Origin of the sequence: Acidovorax sp. PRC11, assembly GCF_031844105.1 — a bacterium.
In the GTDB taxonomy this organism is placed as follows: domain Bacteria; phylum Pseudomonadota; class Gammaproteobacteria; order Burkholderiales; family Burkholderiaceae_C; genus Paracidovorax.
Genome location: NZ_JAUZUQ010000010.1, coordinates 41,634 through 61,870, shown reverse-complemented (window position 1 = coordinate 61,870; position 20,237 = coordinate 41,634). Strand labels below are relative to the sequence as shown.

The 20,237-nt window shown below is 68.1% G+C and carries 15 protein-coding genes; 14 read left to right on the top strand and 1 reads right to left on the bottom strand.

Features of this window, described 5'->3' with window-relative positions; translation table 11 throughout:
* Window positions 1-34: 34 nt before the first annotated feature.
* The 8 genes from gspD (at window position 35) to Q9R47_RS13130 (ending at window position 10,146) form a co-directional block, all read left to right on the top strand.
* Entirely contained in the window at window positions 35-2,482 is a 2,448-nt protein-coding gene (gspD, locus tag Q9R47_RS13165; protein ID WP_311233652.1) for a type II secretion system secretin GspD, read from the top strand.
* A 25-nt stretch (window positions 2,483-2,507) separates the two neighbouring features.
* Complete coding sequence (locus Q9R47_RS13160; RefSeq protein WP_311233651.1) at window positions 2,508-2,927, top strand: hypothetical protein; 420 nt, start codon at window positions 2,508-2,510, stop codon at window positions 2,925-2,927.
* Between the two features lie 442 nt (window positions 2,928-3,369).
* The gene (locus tag Q9R47_RS13155; RefSeq protein ID WP_311233650.1) at window positions 3,370-4,974 is read left to right on the top strand and encodes a cell surface protein; all 1,605 of its coding nucleotides are present in this window, start codon (window positions 3,370-3,372) and stop codon (window positions 4,972-4,974) included.
* Window positions 4,975-5,072: 98 nt separating this feature from the next.
* Window positions 5,073-5,972, top strand: a complete 900-nt coding sequence (locus Q9R47_RS13150; RefSeq protein ID WP_311233649.1) for a peptidylprolyl isomerase — start codon at window positions 5,073-5,075, stop codon at window positions 5,970-5,972.
* A gap of 105 nt (window positions 5,973-6,077) precedes the next feature.
* Window positions 6,078-6,878 carry an ABC transporter permease gene (locus tag Q9R47_RS13145; protein WP_311233648.1) on the top strand — a complete coding sequence of 267 codons (801 nt, stop codon included), beginning with the start codon at window positions 6,078-6,080 and terminating at the stop codon, window positions 6,876-6,878.
* Window positions 6,875-8,245, top strand: a complete 1,371-nt coding sequence (locus Q9R47_RS13140; RefSeq protein WP_311233647.1) for an ABC transporter ATP-binding protein — start codon at window positions 6,875-6,877, stop codon at window positions 8,243-8,245. The genes Q9R47_RS13145 and Q9R47_RS13140 overlap by 4 nt, the downstream gene beginning before the upstream one ends.
* Window positions 8,246-8,345: 100 nt before the next feature.
* Complete coding sequence (locus Q9R47_RS13135) at window positions 8,346-9,227, top strand: class I SAM-dependent methyltransferase (protein WP_311233646.1); 882 nt, start codon at window positions 8,346-8,348, stop codon at window positions 9,225-9,227.
* A gap of 61 nt (window positions 9,228-9,288) precedes the next feature.
* Window positions 9,289-10,146 (top strand): class I SAM-dependent methyltransferase, encoded by an 858-nt coding sequence (locus Q9R47_RS13130; protein ID WP_311233645.1) that lies wholly within the window; start codon window positions 9,289-9,291, stop codon window positions 10,144-10,146.
* A gap of 57 nt (window positions 10,147-10,203) precedes the next feature.
* Here the strand turns inward: Q9R47_RS13130 and Q9R47_RS13125 are convergent, their stop codons facing one another.
* Window positions 10,204-14,055: a methyltransferase domain-containing protein gene (locus Q9R47_RS13125; protein WP_311233644.1), complete on the bottom strand. Its 3,852-nt coding sequence runs from the start codon at window positions 14,053-14,055 to the stop codon at window positions 10,204-10,206.
* A gap of 175 nt (window positions 14,056-14,230) precedes the next feature.
* On the opposite strand from Q9R47_RS13125, the gene Q9R47_RS13120 reads away from it, so the two are divergent.
* The 6 genes from Q9R47_RS13120 (at window position 14,231) to slmA (ending at window position 20,104) form a co-directional block, all read left to right on the top strand.
* Entirely contained in the window at window positions 14,231-14,938 is a 708-nt protein-coding gene (locus Q9R47_RS13120) for a glycosyl transferase (RefSeq protein ID WP_404977145.1), read from the top strand.
* Complete coding sequence (locus tag Q9R47_RS13115; protein WP_311233642.1) at window positions 14,935-16,038, top strand: glycosyltransferase; 1,104 nt, start codon at window positions 14,935-14,937, stop codon at window positions 16,036-16,038. The genes Q9R47_RS13120 and Q9R47_RS13115 overlap by 4 nt, the downstream gene beginning before the upstream one ends.
* A 130-nt stretch (window positions 16,039-16,168) precedes the next feature.
* The gene (gene argB / locus Q9R47_RS13110) at window positions 16,169-17,059 is read left to right on the top strand and encodes an acetylglutamate kinase (protein ID WP_311233641.1); all 891 of its coding nucleotides are present in this window, start codon (window positions 16,169-16,171) and stop codon (window positions 17,057-17,059) included.
* Window positions 17,060-17,092: 33 nt separating this feature from the next.
* Window positions 17,093-17,815, top strand: coding sequence for a response regulator transcription factor (locus tag Q9R47_RS13105; RefSeq protein WP_311233640.1), 723 nt, complete (start codon window positions 17,093-17,095; stop codon window positions 17,813-17,815).
* Between the two features lie 85 nt (window positions 17,816-17,900).
* Entirely contained in the window at window positions 17,901-19,361 is a 1,461-nt protein-coding gene (locus Q9R47_RS13100; protein ID WP_311233639.1) for an ATP-binding protein, read from the top strand.
* Window positions 19,362-19,426: 65 nt separating this feature from the next.
* On the top strand, window positions 19,427-20,104 hold the full coding sequence (slmA, locus tag Q9R47_RS13095) for a nucleoid occlusion factor SlmA (RefSeq protein ID WP_311233638.1): 678 nt from the start codon (window positions 19,427-19,429) through the stop codon (window positions 20,102-20,104).
* Window positions 20,105-20,237 lie beyond the last annotated feature (133 nt).

Genomic DNA, 20,237 nt, shown 5'->3' with positions numbered 1-20,237 from the left:
CAGGCGCGCCTTCCCATTTCCTGGGCACGTAGTCATGATTTTCTATCGATACGCACTGACCTCCATCGCCATGGCCGTTTGCCAGCTGGCGGCAGCACAGACCTCCACAGTCGGGGGCGCACCGGCCACCAATCTGGTGACCGAATCGGCGGGCAGCCCGGCAGCCGTCGGAACCGGCACTGCTGCCACCGGATCGGCCGCCACGCCTGCCGCCGGCACGGCGAGCGACGAGAAGGCCGTCCAGCCCCGCATCCTGCGCGGCGACGACCGGGTGATCGCCGCTCCGGCCCCCGTTGCGCCCATCGCCGGCCCCGCCATGACCTTCAGCTTCGAGGAAGCGCCGGTCGCGGAAGTGGTGCGCACCGTGCTGGGCGACATCGCCAAGGCGAACTACGTCCTGCATCCGCCCCTGAACGGCACGGTGACGCTGTCCACGCGCAACCCGATCCCTCCGGACCAGGCCATGTTCCTGCTGGAGAGCGCGCTCCAGGCCAACGGCCTGTCGATGATCCGCGATGCGCGAGGCACCTACCACGTCGGCCGCCCGGACGCATTGCGCGCCATCGGCGGCACGCTGCGCCAGTTCCGCAGCGGCGAGCCCCTGCCGCCCGGCAACGGCGCCGTCATCATCCCGCTGCAGTACATCGGCGCGGGCGAAATGGCCGCCATCCTGCGTCCCATGGTGACGCCCGATGCGATCATCCGGGTGGACAACCTCCGCAACCTGCTGGTCATGTCCGGTACCCGCACGCAGGCGGAAGCCTGGATGGACCTGGTGAACACCTTCGACGTGGACCTGCTCAAAGGCATGTCGGTGGGTGTCTTCCCGCTCAAATACGCTTCCGTGAAGGAGGTCGAGGCCGCACTGAGGCTGGTGAGCGGCGGAGGCGGCGCGGCGCCGGGAGCGCCCTCGGGTGTGCCGGGCGGCGCTGCGGCCGCCGCCACGGCGGCTGCGGCCGCCAACCAGGCGAATGCCGCGCCGGCGACCCTGGGCGAGGGCAACCCCCTGTTCGGCGCCCTGCGCATCATGCCCATCGACCGGATCAACAGCATCCTCGTCGTGACGCCCCGCGCCGCCTACCTCGAAGAAGCGCGCCGCTGGATCGAGAAACTCGACCAGCCCAGCGACAACGGCTCGGAGCCGCAACTCTTCATCTACCACGTGCAGAACGGCAACGCCAAGCATCTGGCCGGCGTGCTGAGCGGCATCTTCGGCGGGCAGAGCAGTGGCGGGGCCGTGGCGAACAGCGGCGTGGCGCCGGGGCTGGGCGGCGTGTCGTCGAACTCGTTCGGGCAGGGCAATGCGTTCAGCAACACCGGGTTCGGGTCATCCGGGTTTGGCTCATCCGGCTTCGGATCTTCGGGTTTCGGCAGCTCAGGCGTCGGCAACAGTTTCGGATCTTCCGGCGGTTTCGGTAGCCGTGGCGGCTTCGGCTCCTCTGCGCAGGGTAACCGAGGCACGCAGAACCAAGGGGCCACCAGCGCCAATATCGGCACGATCCGTCTGATGGCCGACGAGCTGAACAATTCGGTCCTGGTCTGGGGGACTAAGTCCGAGTACAGCAAAATCGAAGCCACCCTGAAGCGGCTCGACGTTCCCCCGACTCAGGTGCTGATCGAAGCGTCGATCGTGGAAGTCACTCTGGACGACTCTCTCCAGTACGGTCTCCAGTGGGCTTTTAGCAATAGCGGCCCTTCGGGCCTGAATGGCGCGGGGCAGTTGCTGGCAAGCGGCCGCAGCGACACTACGCCGGTTGGAAGCTCCATTCCATCGCCCACTACTTCCGGCTTCTCCTATGCGCTGTCGAACTCGCTGGGCAGCGTCCGGGTGGTCTTGAATGCCCTGGCTACGAAGCGGTTGCTGAAAGTGATCTCCAGCCCTTCGCTGATGGTGCTGGACAATCACACGGCCATGATGAGCGTGGGCAATCAGCAACCTGTGCAAACGGCAGCCACCAGGTTTGACAACTCGACTTCGACCACCACCACGATCCAGTACCGGGACACCGGCGTGAGTCTTGCGGTCACGCCCTCCGTCAATGCCGGCAATCTGGTCACCATGCAAATCGACCAAGCCGTGACGGACGCCGTGGCGGACAACTCGGGAAACATTTCCCTACAGCCCGTGTTCCAGCAGCGCCAGATCACCAGCAAGGTGGCGGTCCGTTCGGGCGAAGCGATCGTGCTCGGTGGTCTCATTCGGGACACCGACAACACGTCCAAGGCCGGCATTCCCCTGCTGCAGGAACTTCCCCTGGTGGGCAGTCTCTTCGGTAACAACGGCAAGACGGGCATCCGCACGGAGTTGCTGGTCGTGATCACCCCGAAGGTGGTGCGCACGGACATCGACATCCGCGAGGTCAGCGACGAACTGCGCGACCGCCTCAAGGGGCTGCAGATCATCGAGCTGAAGGAGTCCGGCCGGAAAACGACCGTACCGCCAGGCTCCGGCACGACCATCCAGCCCTTGCCGCCCCAATAAGCAGCTCACGTATCATTTCCGACCTATGAACATGAAAAAACTTTCCTCGAAAGCCGTTGCGGCCGCCGTGGCTGCCGGCGTGCTCGCCCTGGCCGGTTGCGCATCCTTCGGGCCATCCACTCCCGAGCAGGCTGTGAAGGCGCGTGCCGAAGCTTATTGGAAGGCGCGCATCGCTGGGCAGGCCGACAAGAGCTATGCGCTGACGCCCCCCTCTTATAGAAAAGCATTCACTCAGGAGCAGTTCGCCCGCCAGTTCGGCAGCGGCGCTTCGGTGACGGCGTCGGAAGTGACCGGTGTGACGTGCGAGGCAGACAGGTGCGTGGCGAAGGTCAAGCTCACGGCCAAGCCGGTCATCATCGGAGTGAAGCTCGACAGCATCGATACCTACCTCGACGAGACCTGGGTTCTGGAGGAAGGGAACTGGTGGCGGTTCCAGGACCTCTGAGCGTCGCTGAAAACGCTGGGCCGTAGCACCCTCGGTGCATCCCCCGCAACGCCCGGTCGCCATGTGCGCCGGGCGTTGTCGTTTATAGGATCGCCAAAAGTGTGTGAATTTAGGTTTTTTTGCTTGGGAATGAACCGTTCTTTTGGTATGGTTCGGCCCCAAGGTTTGTAGAGGTTGGAGAGTGCAGACCCGTTGTGCGCATTTGGCGCAGCGCAGGCTCTTCCGCGTCCGCAAGCCCTACCCCAAGGAATGGTCGGGCTCGCCCATCCGTGCCCGGGTAGGCCGTACACGGCTTGCCGTCCAGGCACTGTTGCATTTCATCAACAGGCGAAGGATTGGCAGAGGTTCCGCAGTACAGGCCTTGAATGCGCTGTGCTACCATTCTTTGGCGTAATCAATCGTGGTAGTTGCGCTTACCAACTTTTTAACTGGAGTTCTCGATATGAAGAAAAATGTTCTGGCCCTGAGCATTGCTGCCATGATTGGTGGCCTGGGCTTCGCCGGCGCTGCATCCGCGGATGTGGTCGTGGGCGCTGCTCCGCTGACGGTAACGAACGCTACGTCGATGTCCTTCGCCGAAGGCGGCGTGGGCCATGCACTGCTGGTGCCCTACTTCAACGCACAAAACGGCAACATGACCGTTCTGCACGTTGTGAACACCGACACCAGCAACGGCAAGGCCGTGAAGGTGCGTTTCCGCGGCGCCCTGAACTCTGACGACATTCTTGACTTCCAAGTCTTCATGTCGCCTGGCGACGTGTGGACCGGCGCAGTGACCGCTGGTGCCGACGGCACCGCCCAGCTGACCACGAACGATGGCTCCTGCACGCTGCCCACCCTGTCGAAGGGCGTGGCACAACCGTTCGTGAAGGCCCGTCTGAACTCCGGCATCGCTGCTGCCGACCAGGCCAACAACACGCGTGAAGGCTACGTTGAAATCTTCAACATGGCCGACATTCCTGCTACCAAGATGAACGGCGGCGCCAACGCCCTGTACACGGCCATCAAGCACGTGAACGGCGTGGCACCTTGCACGCAAGCCGTGCTGGACGCAACGCTGGTGAACCTGACGACCCCCACGGACGTGGCCAACGCTGGTTTCAACACGCCTTCGACCGGCCTGGTGGGTGACTGGTACATCATCAACGTGGCACAAACCACGACGTTCTCGGGCGGCGCTACGGCCGTTCGTGCAGAAGCGCCCAACGGTGCTCCCGCATTCGCCAACTTCGTGCACTTCCCGCAGAACGACCAAGGCGCACCTACGCCTAACAACTACACGGCTGACCCGCTGTTCCGCTCGGTCAACGTGTACAACAGCGCTGATCAGGCTGTCACGTCGCCCACGCTCATCGCAGCGAACTATGACCTGCCCGACATGTCCACGCCTTACATCGTGGCTCCTTCGGCAACGGCTCCTCTGACGCAAGCGCTGAACCTGACGAACGCACTGGCAGTGACCTCCATCACCAACCAGTACGCCAACGACGCTTCCATCACGGCGAAGACCGACTGGGTGTTCTCCATGCCCACCCGTCGCTACAACGTGGCTTCCAACTACGCTGCAGCCAATGCCAACCCGGTGCAAACCGCCAACGTTCGTCTGTTCTCTGACCTGAACGCCAGCGGCTCCGTGGCTGACGAGCGCTTCAACCCCAGCAACACGACGCTGGCCGCCACCGGTGGCGCCATCTGCGTGACCGCTTCGGGCCAAGCCTTCTTCGACCGTGAAGAAAAGAGCGTGACGGCTGGTGCAGTGTTCTCGCCTGGTACCGTGACGAAGACCCTGTTCTGCGGCGAAACCAGCGTGCTGAGCTTCGCTGACGCAGGCAACTCCGTGCTGGCTGCTTCCGTGGCCCGTCAGAACCTGGCGGCTGGTTCCTTCCAGAACGGCTGGAGCCGTGTGGACGTGACGAACCGTGGCCTGGGTCTGCCGGTCCTGGGTTCCTCGTTCATCAAGCTGTCGAACCCCGCTGCTACGTCTGGCACGTCCGGTACCTACGGTATCACGTGGCCCCACCGCTTCACGCGTCCTGTCGTTCAGTAATCTGAGCATTGCTACGGCACTTTTCACAGCAATGTGAACCAAAAAAGGCGGGGTCTCCCCGCCTTTTTTTTATTTCTCATTTGATGGTTGACTCACACATGAAACGCTTTCCCGTCCGTCTTTGCGCTGGTGCCGTGCTGTCCGTACTGCTGGCTTCGGCCCATGCACAAGAGCCCGTCCTGATCCAGGGGCCGAAGATCGCCATCGACAGCAGCGACATGCGTGCCGATTCGCTGCGCATGCCGCAGGAGATGCGCGATACGGTACTGTCGCGTCCGCAGACGGTGACGCAGATCGCGTCCAACCTGTATGCCCGTCGCGCGATGGCGCAGCGTGCCGAGTCCATCGGGCTGGAGAAGGACCCTGAGGTCGTGGCTGCGCTGCGCATTGCCCGCGACAAGGTATTGTCGGATGCCTACCTGGCAAAGATCGACAAGGAGCATGCGCTCTCGGACTCCGTGGCCGAGGGGCTCGCGCGCAATCTGTACAAGGCGAAGCCGGAGCGTTTCAAGTCGCCCGAGCAGGTGCAGGTGCGGCACATCCTGGTCTCCGGCACGGATGCCGAGGCCCGCGCGAAGATCGAGAAGATCGAACAGGAACTGAAGGCCGGCGCAGACTTCGCCCAACTGGCCAAGGAGCGCTCCGACGACAAGGGCAGCGCTGCCAAGGGCGGCGATCTCGGCTCCTTCGAGGCCGGCAAGATGGTGCCGGAGTTCGACAAGGCGGCATTTGCCCTGACGAAGCCGGGCGAGCGCAGCGGCATCGTCCAGAGCAAGTTCGGCTACCACATCCTGCAACTGGAAGCGCGGCAGCCTGCCAAAATGCGCAGCTTCGATGAAGTGCGCAACGAGCTGATCCAGGAGATCCAGGCCAACGCGCAACAGGAAGCCCGCGTGGCCGACGCGCAGGCCATGCAGAAGGAAGCGCAGATCAACAAGGAAGCCATCGAAGCTTTTGCAGCTGGCTACACGCCCAAGCCGATCAAGACCGCTCCGTAAGGCGTAAGCTTCTTCGTGTGCTTGCTCGGCGCAAGGGGCATGTCGTGTTCCCCTTGCGCCACCGAATGGCGGGCGTGCCCGCCCCTGATGGTTTCTCTTTCCTTCATGCAGACTTTGCAGAACGAGTGGCGCGCCGTGTGGAACGCCCGCTCCCTGGTATGGGTGCTGACCCTGCGCGAGGTGGCGGCCCGCCACGCCGGCACGGCCGTCGGGATCCTGTGGCCCTACCTGCAGCCGCTCCTGACGGTGGCCGCCTATTACCTGGTGTTCGACGTCGTGTTCTCGATGCGGCTCGGCAACGGTGCGCCCACGCATGCGGTGGGCACCTTCCTCGTCGTCGGGGCATTGCCGTGGATGGCGTTCTGCGATGCGGTGTCCCGCGGCATGAACAGCCTCATCGAGGCCGGCGGCATGCTGCAAAAGAATCCGCTGCCGCCGGTGCTGTTCACCACGCGTGCCGTGCTGGCGAGTTCCGTCATCTACGGGCCGCTCATCGTGCTGGTGGCGCTGATCTACACCCCCCTGCATGGCTTCCGCCTGCCGGTGCTGAGCCTGCTGCCGCTGCTGGCGGCCCAGGTGCTGCTCAGCATCCTGCTCGGCTACCTGCTGGCCATTTTGGCCGCGGCATTGCGCGACACGGTGCAGATCGTTGGCTTCCTGCTGTCGGTCGGCATCTACCTCACTCCGATCCTGTTCCCGCTGTCCATGTTCCCCGAGGGCTGGCGCTGGGTGCTGTGGCTCAACCCGATGACGGCGTTCGTGATCGGCTACCAGGACGTGCTGCTGCAGGGCATCTGGCCGCCGGTGGCTGCCTGGATCGCGATCGCGGCCTGGATGGGCGCCGTGGCTCTGTCACTGAACGTCCTCGTGGCGCGCAGCCGTGACCAACTGGTGGACTGGCTATGAGCAGCGACGCAGCACCGACGAATTCCCTGGCCCGGGGCGCAGAGGCCACACTGCCGGTGGGCAGCGTCCCGCACCGCGAAGCGGAGACCGTGCTGAAGGTGGCCGGGGTCAGCAAGGAATACAAGCTCTATCCGTCCCCGCGGTCACGGCTGCGCGCGCTGCTCACGGGGCGGGCCACGCACCGCAGCCACTGGGCGCTGCGCGATGTCTCGTTCGAGCTGCAGCGCGGCCAGTGCATCGGCGTGATCGGCGACAACGGCGCCGGCAAGAGTTCGCTGCTCAAGCTGCTGGCGGGCACGCTGCAGCCGTCGATGGGGACCATCCAGCGCGTGGGGCGGGTCACGGCCATTCTGGAGCTGGGTGCGGGCTTCCACCCGGATTTCAGCGGACGCGACAACCTGTATTTCGGCGGCAGCCTGATCGGCATCACGCACGAGGAGATGGCGCGGCTGGAGCCGGAGATCATCGCCTTCTGCGAGCTGGGCGAGGCGCTCGACCGGCCGGTGAAGACCTATTCGTCCGGCATGGCCGTGCGGCTCGCGTTCGCGCTGGTGACGGCCGTGCAGCCCGACGTGCTGATCATCGACGAGGCGCTGGCCGTGGGCGACCAGCATTTCCAGAAGAAATGCATCGAGCGCATCATGGCGTTCCGCAATAGCGGGTGCACCATCCTGTTCTGCTCGCACAGCCCCTACCACATCCGCCACCTGTGCGATGCGGCCATGTGGCTCAAGGGCGGGCGCATGGAGCAGTTCGGCCCCACCGAGCCCGTGCTCGCGGCCTATGACCTCTACACGCGCGAGCGCCAGGAGCGCGAGCAGCAGGCGATCGAGGCGGCATCTGAGCCGGTCGCCGCCTTGCCCTCCGTGGCCGAGACGCCCTATGCCCACCCTGCGGACGAAGCCGCTCTCGCGGTGCCCGCCGACCCGCCCGCGCCGGTGGTGGCCGTCGAGCGGGGCGATGCCTGCCTGCTGTCCGTCGAGGTGGACAACCTGGGCGAGCCGGTGGGCGAGCAGCCTGCGGTGCTGCACAGCAAGGATCTGGTGGTGACGATCGTCGCGCGCGGCCGGGGTGCCGAGCGCCCGCACATCGGGTTCATGATCGAGCAGTCGAAGGGTGTCGGGATTACGTCGCTCGCGACCCATGAGGAAGGCATGTTCCCGCAGCAGTTGCCCGACGGGACGTGGAAGTCCGTGCTCACCTTCCCGGATCTTCCGCTGCACAGCGGCGATTACGTGATCAGCGCCTTCCTGTTCGACGAAACCGGGCTGGTCGTCTACGACGAGTGGTTCCAGTTCCGGCATTTCCGCTTCATTTTCCCCAAGCCGCTGCCGGGCCTGGTGCGTTTGCCGCACCATTGGGCCTGAACTTACTCCGGCCGCCATGATCGGCAGCGCTGCTGCCGCGTCGGGTGCGGCTCAGGGGCTGCGGCGCCACCACCTTCTCTCTTTCTCTCTCATCTCTCCCATGACATCTCACCACAGCCAGGGCGTTCAATTGCTGGAAGAGGGGCGGCAGCTGCTGGCCCGCGGCGACCGCGCCGGGGCCGCGCAGGTGCTGACCCGCGCGCGCGCGGAGCGCGACGTGCTGCTGCAGGCCCATGCCCTGATCGAAGAGAACGGCCTGGTGGGTTCGTTCACCAACATGACCGGGCTGGATTGCCGCATCTCGCCCAGCGACGACATCTTCCACTTCTTCGCGGGCCACCCCTCCAGCCTGAACCCGCTGCGTGACTACTTCGCCGACGGCTGGCGCACGCTGGCCGAGCTGATGCTGCTGCTGGAAGCCGTGGACCGCCCCTTGCTGCGCACGCCCCGGGTGCTGGAGTTCGCGAGCGGCCACGGCCGCTTCACGCGCCACCTGGTCAAGGCCCTGGGCGCGCGGCGCGTGACGGTCTCTGACGTGGTGCCGAGCGCGGTGGAGTTCTCGCGCGCGACGTTCGGCGTCGAAGGCTTCCTGTCTGCCAGCCGTCCGGAAGACGTGCGCTGGCCCGGCCAATACGATCTGGTCTTCGTGCTGTCGCTGTTCAGCCACCTGCCGCGCAGCACCTGGTCGCGCTGGCTGCGCGTGCTGCAGGACGCCGTGGCCCCGGGCGGGCTGCTGGTGTTCAGCACGCACGGCGTCAAGGCGGCGGATTTCGACAGCGTGGCGCTCGATGGCGAAGGGTTCTTCTTCGCCCCGTCGAGCGAGTCGAACGCGATCGATGCGAACGAGTACGGGACGGCGTTCACGTCCGAGGCGTTCGTGCTGAAGGAGATCGCGGAAATCTGGGGGCCGGATGCGCTCGCGCACCATGCGCTCGTGCACTTCTGGAACCACCAGGACGCCTACGTGCTGCGCAAGCCGTGAACGCGGCACGCCGTGATGCCGCAACAAGCACTCTGCTGACCGACCCACCAAGGAAACACGCATGAACTGGATGCTGCGCCTGCAGGAAAAGCTCTGGGGCATCGCCCCCTGGGACGCCAGGCAGATCACCGACGAATGGTTCCGCGCGCATTTCGAGTACGCGTCCGACGTGGTCCACCATTGGGTGGGCGGCGTGCTCGACCTGCCGAAGGCGCGGCTGCTGAATTTCGGTTGCGGTGACGGCATCACCGATCTCTCGCTGGTGCTGCGGCACGGTGCCACCGCGATCCATGGCGTGGACATCCGGCAGGAGTACGCCAAGCTGCCCCGGATCGCACGCGAGCAGCTGGGCATGTCGCGCATTCCCGCGGCGCTGACGTTCGAGACCATCGCGCCCGGCACGCCGCTGGCGGGCAGGCGGCCGCTGGTGGACGGCATCATGAGCTGGTCCACCTTCGAGCACGTGCAGCGCGACCAGTTGCTGCCCATCCTGAAGGACCTCCACGCCTGCCTGCGGCCGGGCGGTTTCTTCTTCATCCAGATCGAGCCGCTCTTCTATTCGCCCTACGGATCGCACCTGCGCCGCTATGACGAGGTGCCTTGGCACCACCTGCTGGTGAGCGAAGATGAACTGTGGGAGATCGTGCGCACGCACGAGGGCCCGATCGACGCCGCCGAGACCGATTTCGGGTTTGCCGACTTCGGTCCCGAGGGGTACAAGCGCTTCGTCTTCAACGAATACCGGGCGCTGAACCGCCTGACGGCCGACGAGCTGGTGGCGTTGACCGCCGAGGCCGGGTTCCACGTGGTGCGGCAGGAGCGCCGCAACGTGCAGATGGAGATCCCTGCGGAACTGCACGGGAAGTACCCGCAGGACTGGCTGCTCAACAACGAGATTTTCCTGCTGCTGGGGCGTTGAGCCGGGTCCCGGCCCAGGCCGGACCGCCAGTCGGCCGATGCCGCCCGGGCGGTCGCGTCAGGCCTGCAGCCAGTTCTTGACGCGGCGCTGCCAGTGGGAGGGAATCCTGCGCGCGACGCCGCGCAGCATCGGCAGGGACCGCAGGTACACCACGGCCGAGAGCAGGCCCGATTTCGCGGCGGCCGCGGGCGTCTCCTGCGGCAGATAGCGCTGCAGCTCCAGTGCGGACAGGGGCTGCGCCGGTGCGGCCGCGGGAATGTCCGCCAGGTAGTCGCCGTCGTAGCGGAAGGGAGCGGACGGCACGTCGCCGGGCAGGGCCGCCGGCTGCGATTCCGCCAGCGCGGGTGCTGCGCCCGTGGCGAAGTGCGCGGTGCGCACCTGATCGAACCAGCCGAGCCACCCGGCCGCCGTGGCATCCCACGGCAGCACCCAGCTCCACGGCCGGCCGGCGATCCGCTCGCGGAACGCGCCAATGTCGGGCACGGCCACCGGCAGGCCTGCGAGCAGGGCGGCGCTCAGCGTGTAGCTGTAGGTTTCGGGCCACTGGGCGGGGAACCACACCAGGTCCGGTTCGAGCCACTGCAGCAGCTGCGGCAGGTCCTTGTCGCTGTATTCGCCATGCACCGTGAGGCGCGCGCGCGGCTGCGTCTGCAGGCTGCGGTAGCCGTAGCCGATGAGGTGGAAGTCGACGGGCGCATTGCGCCGCGCCGCCTCGACGGCGACGGCTTCGAGCACGTCGGCGCCCTTGATGGTGCTGAGTGCGCCGATCACCACCACTTTCAGGCGCCGGCCGGCGGCGAGCGGCGCAGGCGCGGGCAGCGGCAGCTCCGCGGAGTCCGGCATGTCGGTGTGCGGCACGGCGTGGACGCGGGCCAGGGGAGCGAAGGCGGCGATGCGCTGAGCGGCATCCCGGCTGGGCGCGAGCACGTGGCGGGCTCCGCTCAGCAGGCGGGCATTGGCCTGCCGCCATTCCGCGACGGTCACGCCCGTCGGGGCCTGCGACTGCGGCGGGCAGCACTGGCACTGGCCGGGGCCCGCTTCGCCGACGTAGCGGTGGCCGGTACCGGTCAGGGTGATGTGCGTGCAGTAGCTGTAGTAATCGTGGGCGGTGAAGTCGTAGGGCACGCCCAGCAGGTGGGGCAGGTTGCGGACCTCCTGCCCGTGGCCCAGCAGATGGTGGTAGTGCACGTGGCAGACCCCCAGGCGGCGCAGTGTCTCGATGAGGTCGTCGTACTGGTCGTCCAGCCGGAAGGTCAGGGCGAAGCCCTCGTTTTCGCCCGCCATGCGCAAGCGCACGCTGCGTCCGTGCGCGGGCGCGAGGGTCAGGAACTGCGCCTGGCCTGCCAGGTGGGCCGCCAGTTCGCGCACGTGCCGCACCGTGCCGCCGGCGCGGTCGTGCAGCACCGCGAGCACCACGCGCGTGCCGGTTTCCGCGATGCGGGCGGCGTCCAGCGCGAGGCGGTAGGGCTGGGCCGGATCGGCCTGCACGAATGCGTGCACGTCGCGGTCGTAGCTCGGGTGCAGGCGCCGCAGCGTTTCCATGGCGGCCAGTTCGCGCGGGCTCTTGCTGTCGCCGAAGCTCACGCCCCCCGTGTGCAGCACGAACGTGTCGAGCAGGTGCAGGTTGCGCCAGCCGGCGGCCTGGGCGCGCTGGCAGAAGTCGTTCTCTTCGCCGTAGCCCTTGCCGAAGTGCTCGGTGTCGAACAGGCCGACCTGCCGCAGGCAGTCGCGGCGGATGTACATGCAAAAGCCCACGCCCGTCGGAACGTCGACCACCACGCCGGGGTTGGTGCGGGCACACAGCGCATCCAGGCGCGCGGTGTCGTAGCCGGCCGGCAGGTCGTTGTCCTTGCAGAAGAGCGGGTAGCTGCAGATCGTGGCGTTGTTGGAAAACGGCGTGACGGACGCGACCTTCTCATCGCCGTACGCCGCCTGGCGGATGCGGTCGAGCCAGTCGTTGGCCACTTCCGTGTCGCTGTTGAGCAGCAGCACGTCGTGGCTGTCGCTGAGCGCCATGCCGCGGTTCACCGTGCCGACGAAGCCCAGGTTCTCGGCGTTCTCCAGCAGCAGGATGTGGTCTTCGCCCGCGGCGCGCTCCCGCAGCCAGGCCGTGACCTCGGGCTCGGGGCTGCAATCGTTGATGACGACGAGGCGCCAGGGCGTGCGGCAGCCGCTGGCCAGCACCGATTCGATGCAGAGCTGCGTGTCGGCGAGGCCGCGGTACACGGGGACGATCACGTCGACGGGGTGCGACGGCGGAGCCACGGGCGTCGGGACGTAGGCGGGTTGTGCGATGGGTTGCGGGGCGCGTCCCAGCAGGCGGTCGATGCGCATCTTGGCGTGGACGATGGGGCGCGTCGCTCGGAACACGGTGGAGCTTTCGATGGTCCGCAGGTGATCGGACAGGGAGTTGAAGTCGCGGCGCATGCAGCCCAGTTCGTGCTGCAGCCGGACGATGTCGCGCAGCGAGTGGGACGACTGCTGCTGCAGTTCGTTGCGTTGCCGCAGCACGGTGTCGTGGTCCTGCTGCAGGGCCGTGCGTTCGTGCTCGAGCGTCCGGTTCCAGCCCTCCATCGCCGCCCTCTCCGCCGCCCAGGCAGCGCGGGCGGCATCCAGCTCGGCATTCATCCGCACCTGGGTGGCGTGGTGCTCGTCGCCCAATTGCGCGATCCGGTCCTGCAACGGCCGCACGGCCCCCGAGAGGGCGAGGTAGTCGGCCGACATCGGCCAGCCCATTTCCACTTCCAGGCAGGCCCCCTCGGTGCCGCCCGTGGCCGTGGCCAGGGCTTCCGGCGGGACCGGCAATTCCAGCCACGGGTCCTCGCCCGTGAGCAGCAGCAGGCTGGACGCCGCCGCCGCGGGCAGGGCCTGGGCGTTCCAGGCGATCTGCTGCTGCGGCACGTCCGCCAGCAGCGGGCGCGATGCCGCATCGGCCCGCCAGGTCCATGCTGCGCTGCCGTCCGGCGCCCGGAGGGTGATGGCATGCAGGTGCAGGAAGCCGGGCCGGTCCGCCGGGTCGAAGCGCAGGCGCGTGACGGGATCGCTGGCGGAAGAGGGCAGTGCGAAACGGATCGTCTGGTGCGGTTCGCCGATCGTGCCGCGGGCCGTGAGCTTGCGGTCTTCCGCGAACCCCTGTGCCGTGCCGCAGTAGAGCTGGGCGGTGAACGCCGCCCGCGCCGGGCCGGTCTCCGGCCCCGGATCGTTGGCCACCGGTTGCGCCGCGGGGCGGGCGCGGCCGATGAACTGGTAGGCCAGGGAGTCCGGCGCGGTCAGCAGGTGCCGGGCCACGGCGGGGGGCAGGCGGTCGAACGCGTCCTCGAATTCGGACTCGGTGATTTCGCGCTGGACGGTGTCGATCTCGTCGACGCTCCAGCGGTGCTCGCCGAGGAAGCGGGCGAGCGATCGCCGCGTGAAGAACCGGAGGTGGGTGCGGTCGAGCAGACCTTCCTCGCGGTAGCGGAATTCACCCTGCAGCAGTTCGGCCACCAGGCCGCAGTAGCCGGCATTCGGCACGGAAATCAGCAGCCGGCCTTCGGGCGCGAGAAGCTCCCGGCACTGGTCCAGGATCTGTTCCGGGCGGCGCAGATGCTCCAGCACGTCGGCGCACACGATATAGTCGTAGCGCTGGCCGGTAAAAAGGGTAACGAGATCGCAGGTCTCGAGGTCCTCGACCGCCACGCGGCGGTAATGGGGGCGTGCATGGGCCGCTTCGGCCTCGCTCCACGTCACGCCGTCGCTGACGGCACCGCGGGTTTCGGCCAGGTACTGGCCCAGCGCACCACTGCCGCAGCCCAGGTCGAGCAGGGTGGCGCCCTCCCGGATCTGGTCTGCGAGAACGGAAAGGGAGGTGCGCTCGTCGGGCCGTATGCTGCGGAGATAGACGTGCAGATCCTCAATGGTTTGGGTCATCCACGGATTATGACGGGACGGTCACAGCGCTCCCGGAGAGTCGCGTGAGCATCCTCCTACAGGGGTGTCGGCCGGGACAGACGACAATACGCGGTTGATGACATCCCTTTCCCACGCGGCGGACGGCTTGGCGGTATCCGTCGTCAGCCATGGCCATGGCCCGCTCCTGCACGCCATGCTCCATGGCATGGCACGCCTCTGCAGGGGCAGCGTGACCCGCGTGGTGCTGACATTCAACATCCCCGAACCCCCACCGCCCGAGCCTCCGGGCGGCTGGCCGTTCGTTCTGGACATCCGGCGCAACGCCCGGCCCCTGGGCTTCGGCGCCAACCACAACCGCGCGCTCGCGGGGGCTCAGGAGCCGTTCGTCGCGGTGGTCAATCCCGACATCGCATTCCTGGACGCGGACCCGTTCCCGGCCCTGCGCCGTGCCGCGTCGGAGCGGGGCGTCGGCTGCGCCTACCCCGAGCAGGTGGACGGCCACGGCGTTCCGCAGGATGCCGAGCGGGAGCTGCCCACGCCGTCGGCCCTGTGGCGCCGCCGGGTCCTGCGGCAGGCGGAGCGCCGCACCGACTGGGTGAATGCCGCTTTCCTCCTCTTTCCCGGGCCGGTGTGGAGCGCGCTGGGCGGCTTCGACGAGCGCTACTTCATGTATTGCGAGGACGTGGACCTCTGCCTGCGGCTGCGGCTGCGCGGCAGGACGCTCGCCAAGGCGCCGGTCCGCGTCGCGCATGTCGGGCAGCGCGCCAGCCGGCGCCGCCTGGCACACCTGGCTTGGCACGTGCGCAGCCTCCTGACGCTGTGGACGTCGCCCGCGTATCACCAGGCGCGGTCTTTGTTGCGTTCGGATACGGCCGAACCGCGTAGGATCGGCGCCCCATGATCTGGTTGTCTCTGGTCAGCTTTCTGGCAACGGCGCTGTGCGCCGCCTGCATCGTCCGATGGGGACGAGGCCATGCCGCGAACTACAGCGCGGCCATGCCGCAGCGGTTCCACATGGGCGACGTGCCGCGGCTCGGGGGCGCGGCCCTGCTGGCGGGCATGGCGGCCAGCTGGGCGCTCGGGGCCCTGCAGTCGCTGCTGTGGGGCGATCCCGGCTCGCTGCGGCTCGGCAACTGGGTGGGCTGGTGGATGGCCTGCCTGATTCCGGCGGCACTCGGCGGCATGGCCGAGGACATGACGCAGCGCCTGCCCGTGCGTTTCCGGCTGATGCTCACCGCGCTGTCGGGCGGCATCGCGCTCATGGTGCTGAACATGAACGTATCGCGGCTCGGGCTCCCGTGGCTGGACGCCTACCTGGTCGAGATGCCGTGGCTGGGCATGTGCATCGTGGTGCTGGCCGTCGCGGGCCTGCCGCATGCCTTCAACATCATCGACGGCTACAACGGCCTCGCCGGCATGGTCGCGCTGATCGTCTGCCTGGCGCTGGCGCACGTGAGCCTGCAGGTGGGAGACCGCGCGCTGGCGTCGCTGCTGATCTGCACCGCGGCCGCGACCATGGGTTTCCTGGTGTGGAACTACCCGCGCGGCATGCTGTTCGCGGGCGACAGCGGCGCCTATATCTGGGGCGTGATGATCGCGCTCAGCAGCATCGCGCTGGTGCAGCGCAACCACGAGGTGTCGCCCTGGTTCCCGATGCTGCTGCTGATGTACCCGGTCTGGGAAACGCTGTTTTCCAGTTACCGGAAACTCGCGCGCGGCGTGTCGCCGGGCGTGGCGGATGCGCTGCACTTCCACCAGCTGATCTACCGGCGCATCGTGCGCGGCGTGTTCCACGACGACGAATCGCGGCGGGTGCTGATGCGCAACAACCGCACGTCGCCCTATCTGTGGGGCTTCACCATGCTCACCGTGGTGCCGGCGGTGCTGTTCTGGAGCAATACGCCCGTGCTGATGGTGTTCTGCGGCCTGTTCGGCCTGACCTACGTGACCGCCTACCTGGCGATCGTGCGGTTCAAGGTGCCCCTCTGGCTGAAGCACTGAACTTCCCGGGCGCGTCCTGAGAGGCCGCCGGAGACGGAAGGGCGCCGCCGCCGCGCCGAAGTGCCCCGCGGAGCGGGCACAATGCGCATCTCTCCATTCCGTGCCCCCTGTCTTTCACGTCGAGCGCTCCATGACCGATCTGCAATCCATCGCCCCCAGGGACAAGGCCGAGATCCTGGCTCAGGCTCTGCCCTACATCCGCAAGTTCCACGGCAAGACCATCGTCATCAAGTACGGCGGCAATGCCATGACCGATCCGGCGCTGCAGGCCGACTTCGCCGAGGACGTGGTCCTGCTCAAGCTGGTGGGCATGAATCCGGTGGTGGTGCACGGCGGCGGGCCGCAGATCGAGACGGCGCTCAAGCGGCTCGGCAAGCAGGGGCAGTTCGTCCAGGGCATGCGGGTGACCGATGCCGAGACGATGGAAGTGGTCGAATGGGTGCTGGCCGGCGAGGTGCAGCAGGACATCGTGGGCCTGATCAACCAGGCCGGCGGCAAGGCCGTGGGCCTGACGGGGCGCGACGGCGGCCTGATCCGGGCGCGCAAGCTGAAGCTGGCGGACAAGGACGATCCGGCCAAGGAGCACGACATCGGCCAGGTGGGCGACATCGTCTCCATCGACCCGAGCGTGGTGAAGGCGCTGCAGGACGACGCGTTCATCCCCGTGATCAGCCCGCTGGGCTTCGGCGAGGAGAACGAGAGCTACAACATCAACGCCGACGTGGTGGCGAGCAAGCTGGCCTCGGTGCTCAAGGCCGAGAAGCTCATGATGCTCACCAACATTCCCGGCGTGCTGAACAAGGCGGGCGAGCTCATCACCGAGCTGACCGCGCGGGAGATCGACGAGCTCGTGAACGACGGAACGATCTCCGGCGGCATGCTGCCCAAGCTGGCGGGCGCGATCGACGCGGCCAAGAGCGGGGTGAACTCGGTCCACATCGTGGACGGCCGCGTGCCGCACGCGATGCTGCTAGAGATCCTGACCGAGCAGGCCTACGGAACGATGATCCGCAGCCACTGATCCGCCGGCCGGCGCGCGAAGGGCAGAGAGAGCATGCGGCTGCTGCTGGTCGAGGACGACGTGATGCTCGCGAGCGGCATCAAGCTCGGGCTGAACGACGCCGGCTACGCGGTGGACTGGGTCGGCAGCGGCGAGCGGGCCGAAGAGGTGCTGCGCAGCGAAACCTTCGACGCGGCCATCATCGACATCGGCCTGCCGGGCATGGACGGGCTCGAGCTGACCCGCTGCCTGCGCCAGCCGGACATGGCCCATCCGTCGATGCCGGTGCTGATCCTCACCGCGCGCGACGCGCTACACGACCGCGTGCAGGGGCTGGACCTCGGGGCCGACGACTACATGGTGAAGCCGTACGAGTTGCCCGAACTGCTGGCGCGCCTGCGCGCGCTGCTGCGCCGGTCCCAGGCCGCGACCACCGCGGTGCTGAGTTTCGGGCCGCTGGAGCTGGACACCGCCGCGCGGCGCGCGAGCCTGCGCACGCCGGATGCGGCGGGCGGGCCGGACGTGCGGCAGACGATCGAGCTGGGCCCGCGCGAATGGACCGTGCTGGAGTACCTGCTGATCCACGCGCCCAAGCCCGCCAGCAAGGACAAGCTGGTGCAGGCGCTGACCGGGTGGGACAAGGAGATCACGCCCAATGCCGTGGAGGTGTACGTGTCGCGCCTGCGCGGCAAGCTCGAGCCCGGCGGCGTGGCGCTGCGTTCCATCCGGGGCTTCGGCTACCGGCTCGAACTGAGCGCTCCCGCGCCGGGCGCCTGACCGGGATTGCGCGGCGCTCGCCCACAGTTCGTTCGCCATCCGGCCGCCAAGCCATCCACTCCCGGCCGATCCGAACCCTCCGCCCATGACGTCCGCCCTGCGCAACCGGCTGCTGCTCTTCCTGGTGCTGCCGCTGTGCGTGCTCGCGCTGATGGGCGCCTGGCTGGACTACCGCTCCGCCGACGAGGCCGCGGGCCGGCACGACCAGCGCCTGCTGCGCCTGCTGCCGGCACTCGCCGATTCGGTGGTCGCCGCGCCGCGGCGCGAGGGCGAGCCGCCGCTGCTGCTGCTCGCGCCGCCGGTGGAGGAGTTCCTGCGGCAGAACGCGGGTTACGCGGGCTACAGCGTGCAGGATCTCTCGGGCCGCATCCTGCTGGGCGACCACTGGGTGTACAGCGCCGTGCCGCTCACCCATGACCCCGAGTTCCACAGCACCGAGCACGACAGCGTCGTCTACCGCGTGGCGGTGCAGCGCACGCGCACGGGGGCCGGAGAGCTGGTGGTGGCATTGGCCGACGGCTCCGATCCCCGGCAGCAGTGGGGCCAGCAGGTGCTGCTGCGCGTGCTGCTGCCCAACCTCGTGCTCATCGCGGCGGCGGGTCTGGCGATCCACTGGGCGGTGCGGCAGGCGTTCAAGCCGCTGGTCGACCTGGCGGAGGCCGTCGAGCGGCGTTCCCCGCGCGACCTGAGCCCGATTCCCGAGGGCACGTCGCCCGCCGAGGTGCGGCCGCTGGTGCATTCGCTCAACCGCCTGTTCGCGTTGGTGAACGAGCAGACCGAGGGCCAGCGCCGCTTCGTGGCGGACGCCGCGCACCAATTGCGCACCCCGCTCGCGGGCCTGCAGGCGCAGGTGGAGGCCTGGGCGCTGGCGGCGCGGGCTGCCGGCCGGCGCACGCCCGGTGCGCAGCCGCTGCCGCCGGACCCGGGCTCTGCCGAGGCGCGCGCCGCCCCGGGCTCCATCGTGCTGGGCGTGCAGGAGATCGAAGGGTTGCGCCGGGCGGCCCGCCGGACGTCCAAGCTCGCGCACCAGTTGCTGGCGCTGTCGCGGGCCGACGCCGGCAGCCTGGAGGGGCAGCCGATGCAGCAGGTGGACCTGAAGGCGCTCTGCGAAGGCATCCTGGAGGATTTCCTGGACGCCGCGACGGCCAAGGGGCTGGACCTGGGCCTGGAGGCCGCGCCCGCCGAGGCGACGGGCCATGGCTGGCTGCTGCGCGAACTGCTCTCCAACCTCGTGGACAACGCGATCAAGTACACGCCGGAGGGCGGCAGCGTGACGCTGCGCTGCCGGATGGTCTTCATGGGAGGCGCGGGGCCGTGCGCCTTGCTGGAGGTGGAGGACGACGGTCCCGGCATCGCGGAATCGGAGCGCGCCCGGGTGCTGCAGCGGTTCTACCGGCTTCCGGGCGCAGAAGGCGAGGGCACGGGCCTGGGTTTGGCCATCGCCGACGAGATCGCCCGCCGGCACGGTGGTTCCCTGCGCCTGCTGGCGGGCTCCGGAGGGCGGGGTTTGCGGGTCGGCGTGTTGCTGGCGGCAGGGCGGCCCTGAGGCGGGCGTGGCCCAGGGGTCCGTGGAGGTCAGTGTGCGAGAATCATTTGCATACATTCATGGCCATGACCGAGTCCGCCCAGACCCTTCCCGACGCTGCCGCGGCAGCTGCCGACGCTGCGGCCGCGCCGCCCGCGCGCCGCAGGCCCAAGCCGGGCGAGCGGCGCACGCAGATCCTGCAGGCGCTGGCTTCGATGCTCGAGCAGCCGGGTGCCGAGCGCATCACCACGGCGGCCCTGGCGGCGCGGCTGGAGGTCAGCGAGGCGGCGCTCTACCGGCATTTCGCGAGCAAGGCGCAGATGTTCGAGGGGCTGATCGACTTCATCGAGCAGTCGGTGTTCTCGCTGGTGGGGCAGATCATGGAGCGCGGCGCGCCCGAGGCCGGGGAGGGTACGCCCGCCGACGGCGCGCACCGGGCCGCCCGCGTGGTCGCCATGGTGCTGCAGTTCGGCGAGCGCAACCCCGGCATGGTGCGCGTGATGGTGGGCGATGCGCTCGTGTTCGAGCACGAGCGCCTGCAGCAGCGCATGGGCCAGTTCTTCGACAAGATCGAATCCACCCTGCGCCAATGCCTGCGGCCCGCGGCCGAGGCGGCCGGTTCGGCCACCCCCATGGCCGATGCCCAGGTGCGCGCCGCGGCGCTGTGCGATCTCGTGCGCGGCCGGCTGCAGCGCTACGCACGCGGCGGCCTGCGCCGCCCGCCGACCGAACACCTCGACGCCACGCTCGCGCTGCTGCTCTGAGGCCTTTCCGGCCTGCGCGCCACGGCCCCTGCGCGGCCGGCCGGCGCCCATCTCGGTGTTTACCCTGAAACCCTGCGCCCGGCGCGGCCGGGACTGGCGTGCCGCCCCGCTTTTGCTGCAAAATAGCACGATC